This is a genomic window from Nocardia sp. NPDC051833 (assembly GCF_040681225.1).
In the GTDB taxonomy this organism is placed as follows: domain Bacteria; phylum Actinomycetota; class Actinomycetes; order Mycobacteriales; family Mycobacteriaceae; genus Nocardia.
In genome coordinates this window covers 745,794-767,387 of record NZ_JBFAYK010000001.1, presented here as the reverse complement: position 1 = coordinate 767,387, position 21,594 = coordinate 745,794, and the positions used below count along the sequence as shown (strand labels likewise).

Sequence of the window (21,594 nt, the reverse complement as noted above, 5' to 3'; positions counted from 1 at the left end):
GCCGCGACGGAGAGATCCTCAGTCGACCGCCAGCGCCGCCACGATCGGCATCCGGGCCGCGCGGAAGGCGGGTGGGATGGACCCGAGCAGCGCCAGCCCGAGGGCGACGGCGCCGTAGACCACCAGCAGCGGGCTCGGCCGGTAGACGATGTCGATCGTCATCGCGTGCCCGATCGCCACGGTCGCCAGGTACTGCACGGCCGCGCCGACGACGAGTCCGATGGCGGCGCCGATGAATCCGATGCCCGCCGCCTCGGCCAGCACCGAGCGCAGCAGGAATTTGCGGTTGGTGCCCATGGCCCGCAGGACGCCGAGTTCGCGGCGCCGCTCCAGGACCGACAGCATCAGCGTGTTGAGCAGCGCCACCGTCGCCACCAGGACGACGATCCACAGGATCATGTTGCTCATCGCCGCGCCCTGCTGCACGCTCGACGAGATGGCGTTCACCGCGTCGGCGCCGCTGTCGATGTGGATCTCCTGCGGCACCGCCGCGCGGACACCGGCCCGCACCGCGGCCGGGTCGGCGCCGGGCGCGAACTTCACCGCCAGGATCGTCTCACCGGGCCGCTGGTACCACTCCCGCATCTGATCCAGGCTCATCATCACCACGCCGGACACGGCGGTGAAATACGGAATCACCTGCAGCACCGGCACGGTCCGCTCACCCGACGGCGTCGGCATGGTGATCTCGTCGCCGACCGCCAGCTTCATCGACCGGGCCACGTCCCTGGTGATGACGACGCCCTCACCACGGCCCAGCTGATCGATCACGGCCTTGTCGACCGCGCCGAGCCGGGCGTCGTCGTAGCTGGGCGGATAGCCCTGCAGCATGACCCGCCCGCTGCCGACCGTCGCGAACGCCATCTGCGCGGGCCGCACGTGCTCGACGCCGGGCACGGCGGCCACCCGCTCGGCGATCTCGGGCGGCAGCACCGGGCCGGTCGGGAACTGTTCCACCGGACTGGGACTCACGTAGAGGTCGGCGTCGCCGAGGCTCTCGAACGAATCGGTCGCGGAGTCGACCATATTGCCCGACGCGCCGCCGAGCGCGACGACCGCCGCGACGCCGATCATCACCGTCATCGCGGTCGCCCAGACGCGACGCGGCGCCCGCTCCAGGGTGGTGGCGCCGAGGGCGCCGGGGGCGCCGAACCAGCGTGCGATGCCCGCGGCGGCGCGCACGATCGGTCCGGTCGCGGCGAAACACAGCAGGACCGCCGCGGCGAAGGAGGTCGAGATCGAGGCGAGCGAGAGCCTGCCGAGATCGAGCGCGGCCACGGTCACGGCCGCGGCGGCGAACCCGAGACCGCCGATCAGGGCGGCCCAGCGCAGCGGCTTGCTCGACGACGCGCCGACCGTGGCCTCCACGGGTGCGAGCGCCTCGACGGGCGCGACCTTGTACACCTGCCTGGCCGCGATCGCCGCCGCCAGCACCGTGGCGATGACACAGGCCGCGATGGCGACGGGCACCGCGTAATTCGGCACCATGAACTCGGTGCGCGCCTCCACAGACTGGACGATCGCGGCGGGCAGGCGCCCGATCGCGAACCGGCCCATGGCCGCGCCGACCGCAGCGCCGATCGCGCCGCCGATGAGCCCGAGCAGCGCCGCCTCGACGAGCAGGTCGCGCACCATCGGCCCGCGCTGACTGCCGATCGCGCGCAGCAGCGACAGCGTCGGCCTGCGCTGGGCCACCGCCATGCTCATCGCGTTGTAGATCAGGAACGCCGAGACCATCAGCGCCGCCGCCGAGGACATCAGCGTGGAGTACCGCATGATCTGGATCGCGCCGCCCGCCTGCGCGGTCCGCAGGCTGGGCTCGGCGACCACGGCGCGGCCGTCGACCACCGCGGTGAGGTCGGCGCGCAGTTTCGCGATATCGGTGCCGGGCGCGGCGATGATCTGCACCGAGTCCAGCTTGTCGACCCGGTCGAGCAGTAGCTGCGCCAGCGGCAGCGGGGCGGCGACCAGGTGGCCGCCGTTGAGCCGGTTGCTCGCCTCGTCGTCGAGGACGCCCGCGACGGTGGCGGTGCCCCAGCCGATCGGGACGCTGTCGCCCTCCTTCAGGCCCATCGCGGCACCGACCAGCACCCCTTTCGGCGTGGTGAGCAGCTTGTTCGTGTACTTCGACATCGGTCCGGCCAGGTCGCTGCCGAGGGCGGCGATGGTGGCGTCGGCGCCGATCAGCAGCGCCCGGTCGGGGCCCGCGCCGAGCGTGCTGCGCAGCATCGGCACCGCCTTGGTCACCCCGGGCGTCGCCGCGATCCGGGTGAGCAGCGACTGCTCGAAGCCGGCGTCGGTGATGCCGGTGATCTCGAGGACACCGTCACCGGCCAGCCCCTGGGTGAGCTTGTCGACCGAGCCGGTGACCGAGCCGGAGATACTGAGCACGGCGACCAGCAGTGCCGCCGACACCGACATCACCGCCGTCGACATGAAGGTGCGACCGGGATGCCGGACCAGTTCACCGATGTTGAACAGCCGCAGGCGATCCCAGAAGGCGGCGATCATGCGTCCACCCGCGCCTGGACGATGTCGTCGGCGTCGATGCGGCCGTCGTGCAGGGTGATCACCCGGTCGCAGTGGGCGACCGCGCCCATGTCGTGGGTCACCATCACCACCGAATTGCCCTGTGCGGTGATCTCACCCAGCAGATCGAGGATCGCCGCGCCCGTCTTGGAGTCCAGGTTGCCGGTGGGCTCGTCGGCCAGGATCAGCGGCGGATCCATGATCAGCGCGCGGGCCACCGCGACGCGCTGCATCTGTCCACCGGAGAGCTCGGCGGGCCGGTGCTGGGCGCGTTCGCCGAGCCCGACCAGCTCGAGCAGTTCCAGCGCGCGCGGCTTGGCCTTGCGTAATCCGGTGCCGTCCAGCAACTTCGGCACCGCCACGTTCTCCCAGGCCGACAGCGTCGGCAGCAGGTTGAAGAACTGGAAGACGAAACCGACCTGCTGCAACCGGAACGCGGCCTGCGCGTCCTCGCTCAGATCGCCGATCTCGGTGCCGCGGAACCGGATCGAGCCCTCGTCGGGCCGGTCCAGCGCGCCCAGCAGATGGAGCAGGGTGCTCTTGCCCGAGCCGGAGGGCCCGATGATCGAGGTGAACTGGCCTGCCTCGATGCGCATGCTCACCTCGTCGAGCGCACGCACCTGCTGATCGCCGACGTGATACTGCTTGACCACCCGCGTCAACTCCAGCATCGGCGGCTGCGGCGAATCGTTGTCCGGCATATCGTGTCCCCCAGGGGTTTTCGGTTGTCGGGAAGTCAGCGCGCGAAGGCGCGGGTACGGGTAGTCTGCACGGTCGTCGCGCGTGCGTCGAGAATTGCCCGCAGCGCCGGCTGCTCGGCGGCCAGTTCCAGATAGGCCTCGACCGCGGAATGTCCCTCGATCTCGGCCTGTTCGAGCTTGGCGCGCAGGTGGTTGTTCCAGCGGTAGGCCAGGGCTTGCAGCAGTCCGTCGGGGCCGCCGAAGAGGCGATCCACCTCGGGGAGACCGGCGAACAGGGTGGGGTCGTTCGGGTCGATCGCTGCCCTGGCGAGCACGGTGTGCACGATCTCGGTGCGTCGATGCTGATCGGTCCAGGTCATGGGCTTCACCTTCCGTGAGCGATGTGGCCAACGCTACGGTCGCGCCGCACCGGAATCGTCGTGCCCGGGACCCGACTTCTCCTCCTACCCCGGTAGGAGGCCGGGCCCGTTCCCGGGACGATGACGAGCCGATGGCCCGGCGGCTAGCCTTACCTCATGGAGGTGAGTCACGCCCTTCCCGCGCACCCGGCGGGCCTGCGCAGTCGCTGGCGGCGGCTCGCGAGCCGCCCGCGCGACGGGTTGCGGCGGGCGCTCGACATCTGCCGCGAGCGCATCGAGTCGCTGCCCTACGACTACCCGCCCGCCGTGATCATCGGCGCCGACCTGGCTCTGCTGGTGATCACCGGCGCGGCCGTGATCCAGCGGCACTCCTACTTCCCGAGCCCGCTGCCGCTGATCGCGATGGCCACCGCCTTCCTGCCGATCCCGCTGTTCGCGATCTTCGGGGTGAAGCCGCATCCGGCGCTGCTGAAGGGGTCGGCGCTGCTGTCGACCGGGCTGTTCCTGCTGCAGCCGGTCGATGCCGATTTCGCGCCGTTCGTGCTGGTGATCGTCGCCGGTGAGGTGGCGGCGGTCGCGACGCGCGGGATCACCGTCGGCTTCACCCTGCTGGCGATCCTCGAGCTGGTCGCCTTCGACCTCGCCGGCCACGTGCAGTGGGGCTCGGGCGAGCGGTTGCAGGGACTGCCGATGTACGTGCTCGGCGTGATTCTCGGCGTCTTCGTCGGGGTGCTGCTGCAGTACCAGCGCCGTTTCCTCTATCAGGAGCGCGAGAACCAGGCCATTCGCGCCGGTCAGGCGGCCGACGAGGAACGGCGCCGGATCGCCCGCGAGGTGCACGACGTGATCGCGCATTCGCTCTCGATCACCCTGCTGCACCTGACCGCGGCCCGGCGCGCGTTGCAGACCGACGACGACGTCACCGAGGCGGTCGACGCGCTCGTCGACGCCGAACGGCTCGGCCGCCAGGCCATGGCCGACATCCGGCGCACCGTCGGCATGCTCGACTCAGGCCCAGCGCAGCTCACCCCCGAGCCCAGCGCCGCCGACATCGACGAACTCGTCGGCGATTTCCGCCGCGCCGGACTCACCGTCGACTACGACCGCACGGGCGACCTGGCCGTCATCGAGGGCGCCGTCGGGCACGCGCTGTACCGGATCGGGCAGGAATCGCTGGCCAATGTCGCCAAGCACGCGCCCGGCACCCCGGCGGCGGTGTGCCTGGACGTGACCACCGAGGCGGCCACCCTGGTGGTGACCAACGCGCTGCCGCTCGGTCCGCCGCCGCGCCGCGATATCGGCATGGGGCTGCGCGGCATGCGCAAACGCACCGAACTGCTCGGCGGCTCGATCAGCGCGGGCGCCGCGGGCGACGGGTGGACGGTGCGCGCGCGGTTCCCGCTCAAATCCGGCGCGTGCGCCACCATCACGGCCATGCTGCCCAGCATGCTCAAGCCCCGACCCCAGGAGGACATGTGACGGCCGCGGCGCCGATCGACAACCCGGTGACGGTGCTCGTCGTCGACGATCAGGAACTGGTGCGCGGTGGACTGCGCCGGATCCTGCGCCGACGCGACGGCTTCACCGTCAGCGAGTGCGCCGACGGTGACGAGGTGGTGGCCGCCGTCGCCGCCGATCGGCCCGACGTGGTGCTGATGGACCTGCGGATGAAGCGGGTCGGCGGCATCGATGCGACGCGGTTGCTGCGGGCCCGCCCGGACGCGCCGCCGGTGCTCGTCCTCACCACTTTCGACGACGACCAATTGCTCTCCGGCGCACTGCGCGCGGGCGCGGCCGGGTTCCTGTTGAAGGACTCACCCGCCGAGGACCTGATCCGCGCGGTGCGCACGGTGGCCGCGGGCGGCGCGTGGCTCGACCCCTCGGTCACCGGCAGGGTGCTCACCGCCTATCGGACCGTCAAACCGAGCGGGACCCGCGCCGATCGACGGCTCGGCGAGCTCACCGCACGCGAGTACGAGGTGCTCGAATTGATCGGCCGAGGCCGGGTCAACAGCGAGATCGCCGCCGAACTCGGCATCTCCGAAGTCACCGTGAAAAGCCACGTAGGACACATTTTCGGCAAGCTCGACCTGCGCGATCGCGCCGCCGCCATCGTGTTCGCGTTTGACCACGGCGTGGTGACACCGGGAGAATCCTCCTTCTGACGAGCAGGTCTTCGGGCATGCGAGAAGTGGGAGGCGGACGCTGGTGCAGGCACCTGGGTCACGGACGGGGAGCAGGTTCGGTCCGTACGAGTTGCGGTCGATGCTGGGCAAGGGCGGAATGGGTGAGGTCTACGAGGCCTACGACACCGGCAAGGACCGGGTAGTCGCCCTGAAGTTGCTGGCGCCCGAGCTCGCCCAGGACCCCGCCTATCAGGTCCGCTTCCGCCGGGAGTCCCAGGCGGCGGCCAAGCTGGCCGAACCGCACGTCATCCCGATCCACGACTGGGGCGTGATCGACGGGGTGCTGTTCATCGACATGCGCCTGGTCCCCGGTACCGACCTGCGGTCCGTGCTGCACACGGGCGGGCCGCTCAGTCCCGAGCGCGCGGTCGCCGTCGTCGAGCAGATCGCCGCCGCCCTCGACGCCGCGCACGCCGGTGGCCTGGTGCATCGCGATGTGAAGCCCGCCAACATCCTGGTGACGCCCGCCGACTTCGCCTACCTCGCCGACTTCGGCATCGCCCACACCGAGGGCGACAGCGCGGTGACCCAGGCCGGGATGGCCATGGGCTCCTACATCTATATGGCGCCCGAACGCTTCGACGTCGGCCCGATCTCGCATCGCGCCGACGTCTATTCGCTGGCCTGCGTACTGCACGAATGCCTCACCGGCGCCTCGCCGTTCCCCGCGGCCAGCATGAGCGTGCTGATCCGCGCCCATCTCTCCGAGGCCCCGCCGCGGCCCAGCGAGATCCTGCCCGGCCTGCCCACCAGCCTCGACGAGGTCATCGCCCGCGGCATGGCCAAGGACCCGGCCGATCGATACCCCAGTGCGGGCGCGCTCGCGGTCGCGGCGCGGGACGCGCTGGCCGCGGCGATGTTGCAGGGTGGTGCGCCGCTGCACACGCCGGGTACCCGTGGTCCCGTCGGCAGCGGACAGTCGCCGTTCGGCGCGGCGGGTGCGGCGTTCGGCGCCGCGGCCGCCGCCACCGGTGCCCGACCGATCCCGCCGGGCGGGCTGGCCGCCGGTGCGACGACCGGTGGGCGCGCTGTTCCCGGTGCGCCGGCGGGTGCGACGACCGGTGGACGTGTTGTTCCGGGTGCGCCTGCTGGTGCGACGACTGGCGGATCCGCTGTTCCGGGTGTTCCCGGCGCGCCTACCGGTGGGCGGGCTGTTCCTGGGGCCACCACCGGGGGACGGGTTGTTCCGGGTGGAACTCCTGACGGTGCGACGACTGGAGGACGAAACGTGTCGAGCGGTGCTGCGACCGGTGGCCGCCCGGCTTCCGGCGGAACTCCCGCCGGGCCGACAGCCGGTGGACGCGCCGTCCCCGGCGCGCCGGGGGAGGACGCCCAGGAGCCCGCGCCGACACCGACGGGTGAGTTCCGGGTCGTCGGCGCGGTGACCGCGACCGGCGGCATCGAGACCTCGCGCAGCCAGACCAGCGCGACCGGTGCGCAGCCGACGCTGATCATCCGTCCGCCCGCGGCCGCGCCCGGCCCGGCAGAGACCACCGGGTTCCATCGCATCCCGGTCGAGGGCACCGGCGAGATCTCCATTCCCGCGGTGATCCAGCCGACCGGTCCCGCCGAGATCCGTGTCGCCGACACCCATTTCACCCCGCTCCCGTCGGCGGACGAACCGCCTGCGCCGGAGCCCCCGCCCGCTTACACCCCGGACCAGGGCCTGCCGAAGATGCGCCCGTTCCCGGACGCGCACCTCTACGGCGGTGCCCAGCCCGGCGACACCTCCGGCCCGGTCCCGGCTCCGCCGTTCCCCGGCCCCACCGGTTTCGTGCCACCCGACCCCGACCGCCCGGCCCCGCCGCCCCGGCTCGACGCACCCTCGGGCCCGGTCCCGCAGCGCGCCGCCCCGACCCAGCGGTTCGGCGGCGACGGTGCCGTGCCGGAAACCCACGGCCCGTCGAATCCGAACCCCCGCTTCGCGCCGACCCAGCAGTACGGCGACCAGCCTCCGCGATTCGATTCGTCCGCCGACCTCTTCGACGACAGCCACGCGAATCCGGGTGACCCCGCGCGGCCGCTCGGCGGCAGCCGCGCGCCCGGCGGATTCGGCCCCGATGGTCAGCGCTTCGACCACCCGGACGCCCGATTCGCTTCCCCCGCAGGATCGTTCGACGACCCAGGCCCCACCGCGGCACCCCGCTTCGCGCCGACGCAGAAGTTCGACGCCGATCAGTTCGGCCCGGACGACCGGTTCAGCGGCCCGGCGGATGTCAATCCCGCCGCCCCGGAACGGGACCTGTTCGACGACGGACGGCCCACCCCGGCACCGGGTGTCGCGCCGACGCAGAGGTTCGACGGCGAGCAGTTCGGCCCGGACGCGATGGGCGCGGGCGGCCTGTCCGGCGCCCCGGCCCGGTTCGGTGGCCCGGCCGACGACACCGATCCGCCCTCCCGCTTCGCGGCCCCGACCGAACAGTTCGGTGGTGCCCCGGATCGTTTCGGCCCGCCGACCGAGCAGTACGACCCGGCCGATCCGCCGCGCTCCGCGGCGACCCAGCATGTCGGCGGTGCGAACGACCGGTTCGGTCCTCCGATCGACCCGTCCGACGCGCAGCGCTCGGCCGCGACCCAGCATTTCGGCGGCGCTCCGGACGACCGGTTCGGTCGCGCCACGGAGCAGTACGACCAGCCGCGACCCGCTACCGCGCAGCGTCCGGGCACGGAGGATCACTTCGGCCCGGCCACCGAGCACTACGATCCGAAGCAGCCGTTCGGCGGCACTCCGGGCGACGGGTTCGGTCCGGCCACCGAGCAGTACGACCCGACGCGATCGCCCGCGGCGCGACCGTTCGGGGGTGCCCCGGATGACGGGTTCGGTCCCGCCACCGAGCAGTACGACCCGCAGCGGTCGGCCGCCACCCAGCACTTCGGCGGTTCGCCCGACGGTCTGTTCCCCGCGACCGAGCAGTTCGACCCGGCGGGTATCGACGCGCAGCGGTCCGCGCCGACCCAGCACTACCAGGGCGGCGCCGACCCGTTCGACGACCAGGATCCGCAGCGGGCCCAGGCGACCCGGCAGTATCGCGGCGGCGCGGCACCGTTCCCCGCACACCAGGCGCCCGACGATCCGGCGCGCGCGGCCGCGACCCAGCACTACGCCGGGGGCGCGCCGGATGCCTACTCCCAGTACGACGATCCGCACGGCTCCTACGGTGATCACGCCTACCGCGACCCGAACGATCCGTACGGCCCCGACCCGGGCTACGCGCCGGATCCGGCCTGGCAGCAACGGGATTCGGGGCGCAGGCGCTCGCCGTTGCTGCCGATCCTCGTCGGCGTGCTCGCCGTCGTGGTGCTGGCCATCGGCGGCGCGATCGGCTGGCGGCTGATGTCGGCGGCGGATTCGGCGGAGACCACCAGCGCCGCGCCGAGTTCGGCCGCGCCGGGCAGTACCGGCGGTGCCCCCGGGACCACCGCGCCGCGGGCGACCACCGCCGCACCGACCACCTCGGCCGGTCCGGTGACCCTGCCCGCGGGCGCCCAGCCCTGCGAATCCGGTACGGCTGCCGGCGCATTCGGCAAGGCGGCGGTCGGGACCGCGGTCACCAGCTGCGGCTTCGCCGAAGCGGTCCGGGCGGCCTACGTCAGCGGTGGCACGGCACCGGGTCCGCGACCGGTGGTGGCGGCCAGCCCGGTGACCGGCCGCACCTACACGATGACCTGCACGCCCGAGGGCAAGCTCGTCACCTGCACCGGTGGCGAGAACGCCGTGGTCTACGTCTACTGACCCACGCGGGTCAGCGCGCGGACGACGCCACCGCCACCACGGTGTCACCGAGCCGGGTGATGGTGGCCGGATCACTCCACGACCCGGTGATCGACACACCGTCGGCGACCACGTCGGCACCCGCCGCGCGCAACCGATCCGCCATGTCCTGGTTGACCACCTCACCGGGCCCGGCCGTGATCACCGCGACCGGCTTGCCCGCGATCGCCGGCGCCGGGCCCGACCCCGCGTGCGTCAGCCAGGCGATCACGCTCTGGGCCAGCGCGGGCACCGCCGTCGACTCGTCGGCGAACAGCAGCACGCCGTCGGCCTCCAGTGTCGAGCGGCGCAGCTGGTTGGCGATCAGCGGCCGCCCGTCCTCGGTGTCGAGATCGGCCCGGTAGCCGGGCAGGGTGTCGAGTTCGGCCAGCGTCACCACGTCGACGTCGTTGCGGATCGCGACCCGCTGGGCTTCGGTCGCCAGCTGCGCCGGGGCGGAGTCCGCGCCGGGTGCGGCGACGAGCGCGAGCAGATAGGCCATGGTCGCCCCACCTACCTGGCCTGCCGGGCGATCTTCTGCGCCGCCGCCTCGATCGCCGCGTCGTCGGCCGCGCTCAGATCGAGGACGCCGATGCCGGTGATCCGGTCGGCCAGCGCGTGGTTCGTCTCCTGCAACCGCAGCGCGAAATCCTCGGCCACATCGGACTTCCCGGTGCCGTGCCCGAGCAGCACGAACGACGCGGGGCCGATCTCCTCGAGCAGCGCGACGGCGAGATCGTCGAAGTAGCGCAGGTACACCTGGTGATCGTCGTGCCCGGTGTGCCGCTCGACCGTGCGCAGATGCCGGGCGACGGGGTCGGCGTTGCGGACGTCGCGCTCGGTGTCGCTGACGCCGGTGGTGTCCAGGTCGAAGTGCAGGATCCGGGCGGTCTCGGCGTCCATCGCGACGGCGAACAGCGATCCGGCGCCCTTCAGTTCGGGGTGTTCGGCCAGCAGTTGCCGCGCGTGCTCGATGTCGCCGATGGCGACGCGGCCGTCGTGCGGCCGGTGGAAGACCTCGCGGTGCCCGTTCATCCGCACCGCGAGCCGATCACCCGATTCCTGCTCGACCGCGTCGGCGAGGTCCTCCCACAGGGAGACGAACCGGGTCCATTCGAGGTCGCGGGGCGCCGGATGTCCGGTGATCGCCGCCAGCGTCTTGCGGGTATGCGCGTTCACAGTGTTCTCCTCGGCGGGTCAACTCGATGGTGTGACAGTGACTTTCACGCTCTTCATCAGCGGTTGATCGCTCTCGGTGCTGAAATCGCCGATCGCGCACAGCACGTTCATCTCCGGCATGTACCCGGCGGCGCAGCCCGGCGGGATGTCGTAGGGGACCACCTTGTACCGGTGCAGCGAGCGGGTCGACCCGTCGCGGGCGGTGCTGGTGATGTCGACCTCGTCGAACTCCTTCAGCCCGCGTTCGCGCATGTCCTGGTCGTTCATGAAGATCAGCGTGCGCAGGTTCTTCACGCCGCGATAGCGGTCGCTGTCGGAGTAGATGCTGGTGTTCCACTGATCGTGGGACCGCTGAGTGGCCAGGGTGAGCACGCCGGGCGGGTTGATGGTGTCGGGCAGGGTCACCGTGGAGAACTCGGCCTTGCCCGACGGCGTCAGGAAGATCAGTTCGCGCGCGGGCTGGCGGATGCGGAAGCCCAGCGGCAGCCGGACCCGGCGGTTGTAGTCCTCGAAGCCGACCAGCGCCTTCGACATCACCTCGCGGATGCGGTCGTAGTCCTCGATGTAGTACTCCCACGGCGTCTTGGTGTGCGGCAGTGTGGCTTTGGCCAGGCCCGCCACGATCGCGGGCTCCGACATCAGGTGTTCGGAGGCGGGCTTGCGAATGCCCCGCGACATGTGCACGACCGCCATGCCGTTCTCCATCGAGGTGATCTGCGGACCGCTGCGCTGCTCGTCGCGCTCGGTGCGCCCGATGCAGGGCAGGATCAGCGCGCGCCTGCCGTGGACGACGTGGCTGCGATTGAGCTTGGTGCTGACGTTGACGGTGAAGCCGCACTTCCGGTAGGCCTCGAAGGTATAGGCGGCATCCGGCGCGGCGGCCACGAAATTGCCGCCCATGCCGAGGAAGAACTCGACCTTGCCCGCCTGCATCGCCTGGATCGTGGACACGACGTCGTAGCCGTTCGCGCGCGGTGGGTCGATCTTGCACACCTGGGCCAGCCGGTCCAGGAACTCCGCGCTCGGATTGTTGTCGATGCCGCACGTCCGGTTGCCCTGCACGTTGCTGTGCCCACGCACCGGCGACGGGCCCGCACCCTCACGTCCCAGATTGCCGCGCATGAGCAGGACATTGACGATCTCGCGGATCGTGTCGACGCCGTGCTCGTGCTGGGTGATGCCGAGGCACCAGCTCATGACCGTGCGGTCGGCGTCGCAGTAGATGCCCGCGGCCTTGCGGATGTCGCTCTCGCTCAAGCCCGATTGCCGCTGGATCTCGGCCCAGGTGGTGTCCTTCACCTCGCGCACGTAGCCGGCGAACCCGTCGGTGTAGCGCTCGATGAACTCGTGATCGAGCGCCTTGGGGTCGGTCTCGGCTTCTTCCAGTACGTGTTTGGCGATACCGCGCATCAGCGCGAAGTCGCCGCCGATGCGGACCTGCAGGTTCAGGGTGCTGGTCTTGGTGGCGTGGAAGGTGGCCATGTCGACGAAGTCGTGCGGGATGATCGCCTTGCGCGCGCCCGCCTCGACCAGGGGGTTGACGTGCACGATCTGCGCCCCGCGCTTGTGCGCCTCGGTCAGCGCGGTCAGCATGCGCGGTGCGTTGGACGCCGCGTTGATGCCCATCACGAACAGCGCGTCGGCCTTGTCCCAGTCCTCGATGTCGCAGGTGCCCTTGCCGGTGCCCAGCGACGCCTGCAGCGCGCGTCCGCTCGCCTCGTGACACATGTTGGAACAGTCGGGCAGGTTGTTGGTGCCGTACTCGCGCACCATCAGCTGGTAGAGGAAGGTGGCCTCGTTGTTGAGCCGGCCGGAGGTGTAGAACGACGCCAGATTCGGGTCGGGCAGCTCGCGCAGCGTCTTGCCGACCATCTCGAACGCGTCCGGCCAGCTGATCGGGACGTAGTGATCGGTCGCGGCGTCGTAGACCATCGGGTGGGTGAGCCTGCCCTGGTCCTCCAGGTCGAAGTCGCTCCAGGTGGCGAGCTCGCTGACGGTGTGCGCGGCGAAGAACTCCGGGGTGCACCGTTTGTGCGTCATCTCCCAGCTGACGTGCTTGATGCCGTTCTCGCACACGTCGAGCTTGAGGCCGTCGGTCGCGTCGGGCCAGGCGCAGCCGGGGCAGTCGAAGCCGTGCGGGGGGTGGTTCATCTTGAGGATGGCCCTGGTGCCGCTGAGCAACTCGTGCTCCTTGCGCACCATGAAGTTGCTGACGCTCATCGCCGCACCCCAGCCGGCGGCCGGGTGGTGATAGGGCTTCACCGAGGGCACCGCGTCGCGATCGCCGTTGCTGCTCGGGCCGCTGTCGGGGTCATACGCGGTGTACGGACCGTCAGCCATGGCTGTTCCCTTCGATCGGAAGTGTTCGAAGCCTGTCGGTGCCCGGTTGCGATTCTCTACCGCCGAGGTCACGGATGGGCGTAGGCCCGGTACCGGCCCACCGACATCGAGCGTGTCGCGCGTGGGTTCGAGTGTGCGCCCCCTGGTCCGCCCGCGTCCAAGACCGACTTCCGAGCATCCGATAGGCGGTGCTTATCACCTCAGGTAGGGGCCCGAAAAGCGCCTCTCACCTGCGTTTTGGCGGTTTGACGCGGGTCGCGGGCTGCGGTCAGGATGGTTCATCGGCGCCGGGGAGACCGCCCCGTGACCGACCTTCGGAGGACCCCTTGCGCACCATCTCGACCCGGGCGCGGCCGGTGTTTCGGCGGTTCACCGCCGACATCGATCATCTGCCCGCCGCCCGGGTATTCGTCGGCCTCGCCGTGCCCGGTCTGCTGCTCATCGCCGCGGGCCGCACCGACCTGCTCATCTACGCGGTATTCGGATCCTTCACCGGTATGTACGGTTTCGCCGAGGCGTCGCGGCAGCGGCTGGTCCATCAGTGCGAGGCGGCGGTGCTGCTGGTCGGCGCGGTCGGCGGCGGCATCGTGCTGGCCCGGCTCGACGCCTCGCCCGCCGTCCTGGTCGCGGCGGTGGCGGTGTTCGCCGCGGTCGCCTCGCCGGTCACCGACCGGCTCGGCCTGCGGCCGGAGGGCCCGTTCTTCGGCATCTTCGCCCTCGGCGCGATCGCGATGGTGGCGGGCGCGCAGCCCGATCCGCTCGCCGCGCTGGCGATCAGCGCGGTCACCGCAGCGCTGTGCGTGGTCGTCGGGTATCTCGAGTCCTCCCGGCGGCAGTGGCGGGCGGGCGCCTGCGTCCTGCCGGTCGTGATCGCGCCGCACCGAGCCGGGCGCGTCTCGATGGTCCAGGCCGGCCGCTACGCGCTCGCGATCTCGATCGCGGGTGGCATCGGGTTGCTGCTCGGCGTCGGGCACGCCAACTGGGCGATGGCGGGTGCGGCGGTGCCGCTGGCCGCGGCGAACTCCCGCGGCCGGATCACCCGTGGACTGCATCGTGTGGTCGGTACGTTCCTCGGTCTCGCGGTGACCGCCCCGCTGCTGATCCCCGGCCCGAGCCCGGCGATGCTGGGGCTGGCGATCATCGCCCTGCTGTACCCGACCGAGTTGTTCATGGCCCGCCACTACGCGGTGGCGCTCGGGTTCTTCACCCCGTTGATCATGTCGATGACCGAATTGGCCGATCCCACCGATCCGCTGACCATGCTCACCGATCGCGCGGTCGACACGGTGATCGGCGTCGCGGTGGGCGTCGCGGTGGCCCTGCTGATCCGCGAACCGGCGCCCGCCGCGCCCTCGACCTCCCTGCCGATGACATGCGAACCGATGCATACTGTCGACATGGCTGACGACAACCAGTGGTACTACTGCATCAAGCACCATAAGGCCGAACAGGGCAAGACCTGCTGGTACGGCGACCGGATGGGCCCGTACCCGGACCAGGCCACCGCCGAGCGGGCGCTCGAGATCGCCAAGGCCCGCAACAAGGCCGCCGACGCCGAGGACGACTGAGCTGCTGTTCCGCCAACTCGAGTACTTCGTCGCCCTCGCCCGCGAACGGCACTTCGCCCGCGCGGCCGCGGCCTGCTACGTCTCCCAGCCCGCCCTGTCCGAGGCCCTGCGCAAACTCGAACACGAGCTGGGAGTCCCGCTGGTCCGGCGCGGGCGGACGTTCGAGGGACTGACCCCCGAGGGCGAACGACTCGTGTTGTGGGCCAGGCGGATCCTGGCCGACCGCGACGCGCTCGAGCACGAGGTGCGCGCATTGCAGACCGGCCTCACCGGTGACCTGCGGATCGGGGTGATCCCGGCGGCGTCGGGCACCGTCGCCCTGCTGACCGACCCGTTCTGCACCGCGCACCCGCTGGTGCGGATGCGGGTCGAGACCAGCCTGCGCTCGGGCGACATCGTCGAGCGGATCCGGCGTTTCGAACTCGACGCCGGCATCGTCTACGGCGACGGCGTCGACACCGCCGGGCTCACCCGGACCCCGCTCTACGCCGAACGGCAGGTCCTGCTGGCGGCCACCGACCTGCTGGCGGGCCGGTCGGGCTCGATCACCTGGGCCGAGGCGCTCGAGCTGCCGATGTGCTTGCTGCACAAGGGCATGCGCGGACGCGACCTGATCGACGACGCGCTGGTCCCGTCCGGCCTGGTCCCGGCGCCGCAGCTGGAGACCGATTCGGTGGTCTCGCTGCTCGCGCACGTGAGCACCGGCCGCTGGGCCTGCGTGGTGCCGCAGCCCTGGCTGACGATCTTCCCGCCGCCGGCGGGCGTGCGGGTCTTGTGCCTGGACGACCCGGCGGTCACCGCCGGAATCGTGCTCGTCACCCCGGCGGTCGACCCCGGCTCGGTCCTGGTGAAGGCGCTCATCGAGACCGCGCGCACGGCCGGCATCGACGACACCCTGCGCCGCTCGGCGCAGCGGCGCGAGAGTTGAGATCGACATCGGCTATGAATATGTCCGCGTTCGGTACTGTCGCTCGGTGTCACCAGTCCGGTGGTGCGGGCCATCGTGCTTCGGCACTGTCTGCTGTCCTACGCTTTCGGCACGGTCATCCTGGCGACGACGATCAACCTCGTGGTCGGCATCGCGACCGGCTGAGCGAACCCACCGCAACCCGACCGATGGGCACCTCCTGATGAGCAGAGTCACCGCACGGCGCAAGACGATCCGGCTGTCGCCGACCGGACGGATCCAGCGCCCGGACACCCTGGCGGTGGAGGAACCGCTCGAGATCCGCGTCGACGGGCAGTCGCTCACCGTCACCATGCGCACGCCGGGCAACGACATCGACCTGGTGCACGGGTTCCTGTTCGGCGAGGACATCATCGGCTCGGCCGACGACATCGTCACCGCCCGCTACTGCGCGGGCACCGACGACGAGGGCCGCAACACCTACAACGTGCTCGACCTGCGCCTGCGCACGCCGGTGCCGCTGCACACCCGCAACTTCCTCACCACCGGCGCGTGCGGCCTCTGCGGCAAGTCCGCCCTCGACGAGGTGCGCACGCACACCCGCTACCCGATCCCGCGCGACACCGCGACGGTGACCACCGACGTCCTGTCCGGCCTGCCCGAAAAACTGCGCGCCGGGCAGAAGCTCTTCGACGCCACCGGCGGCCTGCACGCGGCGGGCCTGTTCACTACCGACGGCACCCTGCTCGCGGTGCGGGAGGACATCGGCAGGCACAACGCCGTCGACAAGGTGCTCGGCTGGGCGCTGCGGGAGAACCGGCTTCCGGCGCACGAGCTGATCCTGGTGGTGAGCAGCCGCGCGTCCTTCGAGCTGGCGCAGAAGGCGGTGATGGCGGGGATCCCGATCCTGGCGGCGGTGTCGGCGCCGAGCTCGCTGGCCGTCGACCTGGCGGCCGAGGCGGAGCTGACCCTGGTGGGCTTCCTGCGCGGCGAGACGATGAATATCTACACGGGTGAACATCGTCTGACCTGAGCGTTTCACGGTCGAAGTGGGCGTTCGGCCATACTGCCCAGTACGGTGTCGGGACTGCTACCCCGGCATCGAAGCCCGGGGGGAGTTTAGAAACGAAGATGCTTTACATGATGACGAAAGATCGGCGCACCGTCCGGGTGGTGCTCACCGCGCTGTTCGCGGCCGTCGTGCTGCTCACCGCGGGGTGCGGCACCGGATCGAAGTCCGCGACCCCACCGCGCACGACGACCAGCACCGCCGCCGTCGACCCCGGCGCGGGCGGCGCGGGCGGCAACTTCTCGATCGCGGTGCCCGGCAGCCTGGCCGGCGACTTCAACGTCCTGCAACAGGGTTTCCGCGGCAGCGTGGGGCTGGCGGTCATGCCGGTCGGCGGGGACAAGATGGTCACCTTCGGCAACTGGTCCTCCGGTCCGGCCTGGTCGACGATCAAGGTGCCGCTGGCCATCGCCGCGCTCCGCAACAACGCCTCCTACGCCACCGTCGCGACCTCGGCCATCACCGCCTCCGACAACGGCGCCGCCGACACCCTGTGGCAGTCGCTGGGCTCCGGCGCCGCCGCGGCCACCGCCGTGCAGAACGTGCTGCGCGAGGGCGGCGACATCACGACGACGGTGCCGACCACCCGCACCAGGGCCGACGCGTCGGTCTACGGCCAGGCGGAATGGACGCTGGCCGATCAGGTGCGTTTCGCCGCGCACCTGCCCTGCCTGCCGCAGAGCCAGCGCGTGGTCGGCCTCATGCAGCAGATCATCCCGAGCCACCGCTGGGGACTCGGCGCGTTCGGCAGCGCCGAATTCAAGGGCGGCTGGGGTCCCGACCCCGCGGGCAAGTACCTCGTGCGCCAGTTCGGGCTCATCGACTCGCCCACCGGCCGGATCGCGATCGCCTTCGCGGCACAACCGGATTCGGGCTCCTTCAACGACGGCATGACCATGCTGGACAAGATGGCGACCCTGATCTCGGGTCATCTCGGCGAGCTCGCCGGAGGTCACTGCGCCTGAACAGCGCTGGTGCGGCAAGATGAACGCCATGCGCATCGGAGTCTTGACCGGAGGCGGAGACTGTCCAGGGCTGAACGCGGTGATCCGGGCTGTCGTCCGCACCGCGAACGGCCGCTACGGCGACGCGATCGTCGGGTTCGAGGACGGCTGGCGCGGCCTCCTAGAGGACCGCAAGATCCGCATCCACAACGACGACCGCACCGACCGGCTGCTCACCAAGGGCGGCACCATGCTCGGCACCGCGCGCACCAATCCGGACGTGCTGCGCGCCGGGCTCGGCCGGATCAAGCGGACCCTCGACGACAACGGCATCGAAGCGCTCATCCCGATCGGCGGCGAGGGCACCCTCACCGCCGCGAGCTGGCTCTCCGACGAGGGGGTGCCGGTGGTCGGCGTCCCCAAGACCATCGACAACGACATCGACTGCACCGACGTCACGTTCGGTCACGACACCGCCCTCTCGATCGCCACCGAGGCCATCGACCGGCTGCACACCACCGCCGAATCCCACCAGCGCGTCATGTTGGTCGAGGTGATGGGCAGGCACGCGGGCTGGATCGCGCTCAACTCCGGCATCGCCGCGGGCGCGCACCTGACCCTGGTGCCCGAGGAGCCCTTCGACGTGGCGCAAGTGTGCGCCCTGATCAAGAGCCGTTTCCAGCGCGGCGACAAGCACTTCATCTGCGTGGTCGCCGAAGGCGCCCATCCCGCACCGGATTCCGGCTTCGCGCTGCGCGAGGGCGGCATCGACGAGTTCGGCCACGAGCGGTTCACCGGTGTCGCCCAGCAGCTCGGCTCCGAGATCGAGCGCCGGATCGGCAAGGAGGTCCGCACCACCGTGCTCGGTCACGTGCAGCGCGGCGGCAGCCCGACACCCTACGACCGCATCCTGGCGACCCGGTTCGGCGTGCACGCCGCGGAAGCGGTGCACGCCGGGCATTTCGGGCAGATGGTCGCGCTGCACGGCACCACCATCGGACTGGTTCCGCTCTCGGAGGCCACCAAGCAGCTCAAGCGGGTCCCGCCCGAACGGCTGAGCGAGGCGCAGGCCTTCTTCGGCTGAGCCGTCGCGGTCCTCGACTTTTCGGTGCGCGTCGGTACCGTTGCCGTATGCGTACCGGTCGAGTGATCGTTTCGGTTCTGTTCGTCGTCGCCGCGCTGGTGACGGGCTGTTCCTCGGACGAGGAGGCGGGCCCCGCCGTCCAGGGGCCCTGGCACGGTGACATCGAGGCGCCGGGCGCGCCGATCGCGATCGGCGTGACCTTCGCCGAGAACGGCTCGGCCACGATCGACATCCCGGTGCAGGGCGTGCGCGGCGCGGCTCTGAAAGACGTGCGCACCGAGCCGGACCGGGTCGAGTTCACGGTCCCCGACGCACCGGGCGACCCGGGCTTCCGCGGCAAGCTCGACGGCGAACAGATCACCGGCGACTGGGTGCAGGCCGGTCAGCGGGTGCCGCTGGTGCTGCGCCGCGGGCCGGTGGAGAGCGTCGCCAGGCCGCAGGACCCGAAGCCGCCGTACCCGTACCGCAGCGAGGACGTCACCTACCGCAACGGTGACCTCACCATCGCGGGCACCCTCACCGAACCCGAGGGCAGCGGCCCGTTCCCGGCGATGCTGCTGATCACCGGCAGCGGCGCGCAGGACCGCGACGAGGAACTGATGGGCCACCGCCCGTTCCACCTGCTGGCCGACACCTTCACCCGCGCCGGCTACGCCGTGCTGCGCACCGACGACCGCGGCGTCGGCGGCACCGGCGGCAACCTCGACGACGCCACCTATCCCGACCTCGCCGCCGACGCGGCCGCCGGCGTCGCGTTCCTGCGCGCCCGGCCGGAGATCGACCCGGCGAAGGTCGGCCTGTTCGGGCACAGCGAGGGCGGCTATCTCGCCCCGCTGGTCGCCGCGCGGCCCGACAGCAATGTCGCGTTCGCGGTGCTCATGGCCGGTCCCTCGGTGGCCGGCGCCGATGTGCTGATCGAGCAGAACAAGGTGATCATGGCCTCGGCGGGCGCGCCGCAGAACGAGATCGACGCGCAGGTCGACTACGTCACCCAGTGGTCGACGATGCTGCGCGCCGGTGACATCGAGGGTGCCAAGACGTTCGCCCAGCAGCACAACGACTCGCTGCCGCCGGACCAGCGCGCGTCCCAGGAGACGCTCGACTCCTTCAACACCCCGTACATGGCCTCGTTCATCACCTACGACCCGAAGCCCGCGCTGGAAGCGCTGCGGGTGCCGGTGCTCGCCTTCTTCGGCGACAAGGACCAGCAGGTGCTCGCCACGCAGAACGAGCCGCCGATGCGGGCCAACCTGGCGGGCGACCCCGACGCCACCGTCTACACCTTTCCCGGCGTCAACCACCTGATGCAGCCCACCGAAACGGGCAAACCCAGCGAATACTCCTCCATCGAGACCACCATCGACCCGGCCGTGCTGACCTACGTCACCGACTGGCTCACCCAGCGCGTCCCGCCCCGCTAGAGCTTCCTAAGATAGACAGTTATGAGCGCACCCACGGTCGAGTTGATGGACTACGCCGATGTCATCTCCCGGTACGAGCCGGTGCTCGGCATGGAGGTCCACGTCGAGTTGTCCACGGCGACCAAGATGTTCTGCGGTTGCCCCACCGAGTTCGGCGCCGACCCCAATACCCAGGTGTGCCCGGTCTGCCTCGGCCTGCCCGGCTCGCTGCCGGTGGTCAACGAGAAGGCCGTCGAGTCGGCCATCCGGATCGGTCTCGCGCTGAACTGTTCGATCACCCCGTGGGGCCGGTTCGCGCGCAAGAACTACTTCTACCCCGATCAGCCGAAGAACTACCAGATCAGCCAGTACGACGAGCCGATCGCCACCGACGGCTTCCTCGACGTGGTGCTCGACGACGGCTCCACCTTCCGGGTCGACATCGAGCGCGCCCACATGGAGGAGGACACCGGCAAGTCGCTGCACGTGGGCGGCGCGACCGGCCGGATCCACGGCGCCAGCCACTCGCTGCTCGACTTCAACCGCGCCGGCGTGCCGCTGATCGAGATCGTCACCAAGCCGATCACCGGCGCCGGTGAGCGCGCGCCCGAGGTGGCCCGCGCCTACGTCACCGCGCTGCGCGAGGTGCTGCGCTCGCTCAACGTCTCGGACGTGAAGATGGAGCAGGGCTCGCTGCGCTGCGACGCCAACGTGTCGCTGATGCCGGTGGGTGCGAAGGAATTCGGTACCCGCACCGAGACCAAGAACGTGAACTCGCTCAAGAGCGTCGAGGTCGCGGTGCGCTACGAGATGCGCAGGCAGGCGGCCGTGCTCACCGACGGCGGCGAGATCGTCCAGGAGACCAGGCACTTCAACGAGGCCGACGGCTCCACCTCCGCCGGTCGCCGCAAGGAGACCGCCGAGGACTACCGCTACTTCCCGGAGCCGGACCTCGAGCCGGTCGCGCCCGCCGCCGAGTGGGTCGAGGAACTGCGCGCCACCATCCCCGAGTACCCATGGCTGGTGCGCGCCCGGATCCAGGCCGACTGGGGACTGTCCGACGAGGTCATGCGCGACCTGGTCAACGCGGGCGCCCTCGACCTGATCATCGCCACCGTCGAGGCGGGCGCCCCCGCGAACGAGGCGCGGTCGTGGTGGGTCGCCTACCTGACCGAGAAGGCCAAGGAGCGCGAGGTCGCCCTCGCCGAGCTGCCGATCACGCCCGCGCAGGTGGCCGCGGTGATCGCGCTGGTCGAGGCCAAGACCGTCAACAACAAGGTCGCCAAGCAGGTCGTCGACTTCGTCCTCGCGGGCGAGGGCGAGCCCGCCGCGATCGTCGAGGCCAAGGGCCTCGGCATGGTCAGCGACGACTCCGCCCTGCAGGTCGAGGTCGAGAAGGCGCTGGCCGCCAACCCCGACATCGCCGAGAAGATCCGCTCCGGCAAGGTCCAGGCGGCGGGCAAGATCGTCGGCGACGTCATGAAGGCCACCCGTGGCCAGGCCGACGCGGCCAAGGTTCGCGAACTGGTCCTCGCCGCCTGCGCGTAGAGCTGTGAAATACGACCGCCCCCACCGGA

The 21,594-nt window shown here is 70.9% G+C and carries 16 protein-coding genes and 1 pseudogene; 11 read left to right on the top strand and 6 right to left on the bottom strand.

Annotated elements, in window-relative coordinates:
* Positions 1 to 18: 18 nt before the first annotated feature.
* From AB0L91_RS03530 to AB0L91_RS03520, 3 genes are read right to left on the bottom strand one after another with little or no spacing between them, the layout of a single operon-like run.
* Entirely contained in the window at positions 19 to 2,511 is a 2,493-nt protein-coding gene (locus AB0L91_RS03530) for an FtsX-like permease family protein (protein WP_365007098.1), read from the bottom strand.
* Complete coding sequence (locus tag AB0L91_RS03525) at positions 2,508 to 3,230, bottom strand: ABC transporter ATP-binding protein (RefSeq protein WP_355282686.1); 723 nt, start codon at positions 3,228 to 3,230, stop codon at positions 2,508 to 2,510. Before AB0L91_RS03525 ends, AB0L91_RS03530 begins: the two co-directional genes overlap by 4 nt.
* A 35-nt stretch (positions 3,231 to 3,265) precedes the next feature.
* Positions 3,266 to 3,589, bottom strand: coding sequence for a hypothetical protein (locus AB0L91_RS03520; protein ID WP_365007097.1), 324 nt, complete (start codon positions 3,587 to 3,589; stop codon positions 3,266 to 3,268).
* A gap of 156 nt (positions 3,590 to 3,745) precedes the next feature.
* Here AB0L91_RS03520 and AB0L91_RS03515 point away from each other — a divergent pair, with 156 nt between their 5' ends.
* Genes AB0L91_RS03515 through AB0L91_RS03505 form a run of 3 tightly spaced genes read left to right on the top strand, consistent with a single transcriptional unit; the run spans position 3,746 to position 9,508 of the window.
* Complete coding sequence (locus AB0L91_RS03515) at positions 3,746 to 5,068, top strand: histidine kinase (protein WP_365007096.1); 1,323 nt, start codon at positions 3,746 to 3,748, stop codon at positions 5,066 to 5,068.
* A complete protein-coding gene (locus AB0L91_RS03510) occupies positions 5,065 to 5,754 on the top strand; it encodes a response regulator transcription factor (RefSeq protein WP_365007095.1) in 690 nt (229 codons plus the stop codon). The genes AB0L91_RS03515 and AB0L91_RS03510 overlap by 4 nt, the downstream gene beginning before the upstream one ends.
* Positions 5,755 to 5,794: 40 nt before the next feature.
* Complete coding sequence (locus AB0L91_RS03505; protein WP_365011165.1) at positions 5,795 to 9,508, top strand: protein kinase; 3,714 nt, start codon at positions 5,795 to 5,797, stop codon at positions 9,506 to 9,508.
* Positions 9,509 to 9,518: 10 nt separating this feature from the next.
* Here AB0L91_RS03505 and AB0L91_RS03500 read toward each other — a convergent pair whose 3' ends face one another.
* From AB0L91_RS03500 to AB0L91_RS03490, 3 genes are read right to left on the bottom strand one after another with little or no spacing between them, the layout of a single operon-like run.
* Positions 9,519 to 10,028, bottom strand: a complete 510-nt coding sequence (locus tag AB0L91_RS03500; protein ID WP_365007094.1) for an NAD(P)H-dependent oxidoreductase — start codon at positions 10,026 to 10,028, stop codon at positions 9,519 to 9,521.
* 11 nt (positions 10,029 to 10,039) lie between these two features.
* On the bottom strand, positions 10,040 to 10,705 hold the full coding sequence (locus AB0L91_RS03495; RefSeq protein WP_365007093.1) for a hypothetical protein: 666 nt from the start codon (positions 10,703 to 10,705) through the stop codon (positions 10,040 to 10,042).
* A gap of 18 nt (positions 10,706 to 10,723) precedes the next feature.
* Positions 10,724 to 13,045 (bottom strand): FdhF/YdeP family oxidoreductase, encoded by a 2,322-nt coding sequence (locus tag AB0L91_RS03490; RefSeq protein ID WP_365007092.1) that lies wholly within the window; start codon positions 13,043 to 13,045, stop codon positions 10,724 to 10,726.
* A gap of 326 nt (positions 13,046 to 13,371) precedes the next feature.
* On the opposite strand from AB0L91_RS03490, the gene AB0L91_RS03485 reads away from it, so the two are divergent.
* The 8 genes and pseudogenes from AB0L91_RS03485 to gatB all read left to right on the top strand — a co-directional run bounded on the left by AB0L91_RS03485 (position 13,372) and on the right by gatB (position 21,565).
* Entirely contained in the window at positions 13,372 to 14,613 is a 1,242-nt protein-coding gene (locus AB0L91_RS03485; RefSeq protein ID WP_365007091.1) for an FUSC family protein, read from the top strand.
* A 1-nt stretch (position 14,614) separates the two neighbouring features.
* Positions 14,615 to 15,541 (top strand): LysR family transcriptional regulator, encoded by a 927-nt coding sequence (locus AB0L91_RS03480; RefSeq protein ID WP_365011164.1) that lies wholly within the window; start codon positions 14,615 to 14,617, stop codon positions 15,539 to 15,541.
* A gap of 48 nt (positions 15,542 to 15,589) precedes the next feature.
* Positions 15,590 to 15,706 (top strand): annotated as a pseudogene (locus tag AB0L91_RS03475) (DUF1345 domain-containing protein); the annotation flags it as partial.
* Between the two features lie 37 nt (positions 15,707 to 15,743).
* Positions 15,744 to 16,553: a formate dehydrogenase accessory sulfurtransferase FdhD gene (fdhD, locus tag AB0L91_RS03470; RefSeq protein ID WP_365007090.1), complete on the top strand. Its 810-nt coding sequence runs from the start codon at positions 15,744 to 15,746 to the stop codon at positions 16,551 to 16,553.
* A 110-nt stretch (positions 16,554 to 16,663) separates the two neighbouring features.
* Positions 16,664 to 17,554 (top strand): hypothetical protein, encoded by an 891-nt coding sequence (locus AB0L91_RS03465; RefSeq protein WP_365007089.1) that lies wholly within the window; start codon positions 16,664 to 16,666, stop codon positions 17,552 to 17,554.
* Positions 17,555 to 17,582: 28 nt separating this feature from the next.
* Positions 17,583 to 18,617, top strand: a complete 1,035-nt coding sequence (locus tag AB0L91_RS03460; protein ID WP_357344054.1) for an ATP-dependent 6-phosphofructokinase — start codon at positions 17,583 to 17,585, stop codon at positions 18,615 to 18,617.
* 47 nt (positions 18,618 to 18,664) lie between these two features.
* Positions 18,665 to 20,038 carry an alpha/beta fold hydrolase gene (locus AB0L91_RS03455; protein ID WP_365007088.1) on the top strand — a complete coding sequence of 458 codons (1,374 nt, stop codon included), beginning with the start codon at positions 18,665 to 18,667 and terminating at the stop codon, positions 20,036 to 20,038.
* A gap of 21 nt (positions 20,039 to 20,059) precedes the next feature.
* The gene (gene gatB, locus AB0L91_RS03450) at positions 20,060 to 21,565 is read left to right on the top strand and encodes an Asp-tRNA(Asn)/Glu-tRNA(Gln) amidotransferase subunit GatB (protein ID WP_365007087.1); all 1,506 of its coding nucleotides are present in this window, start codon (positions 20,060 to 20,062) and stop codon (positions 21,563 to 21,565) included.
* Positions 21,566 to 21,594: the final 29 nt, after the last annotated feature.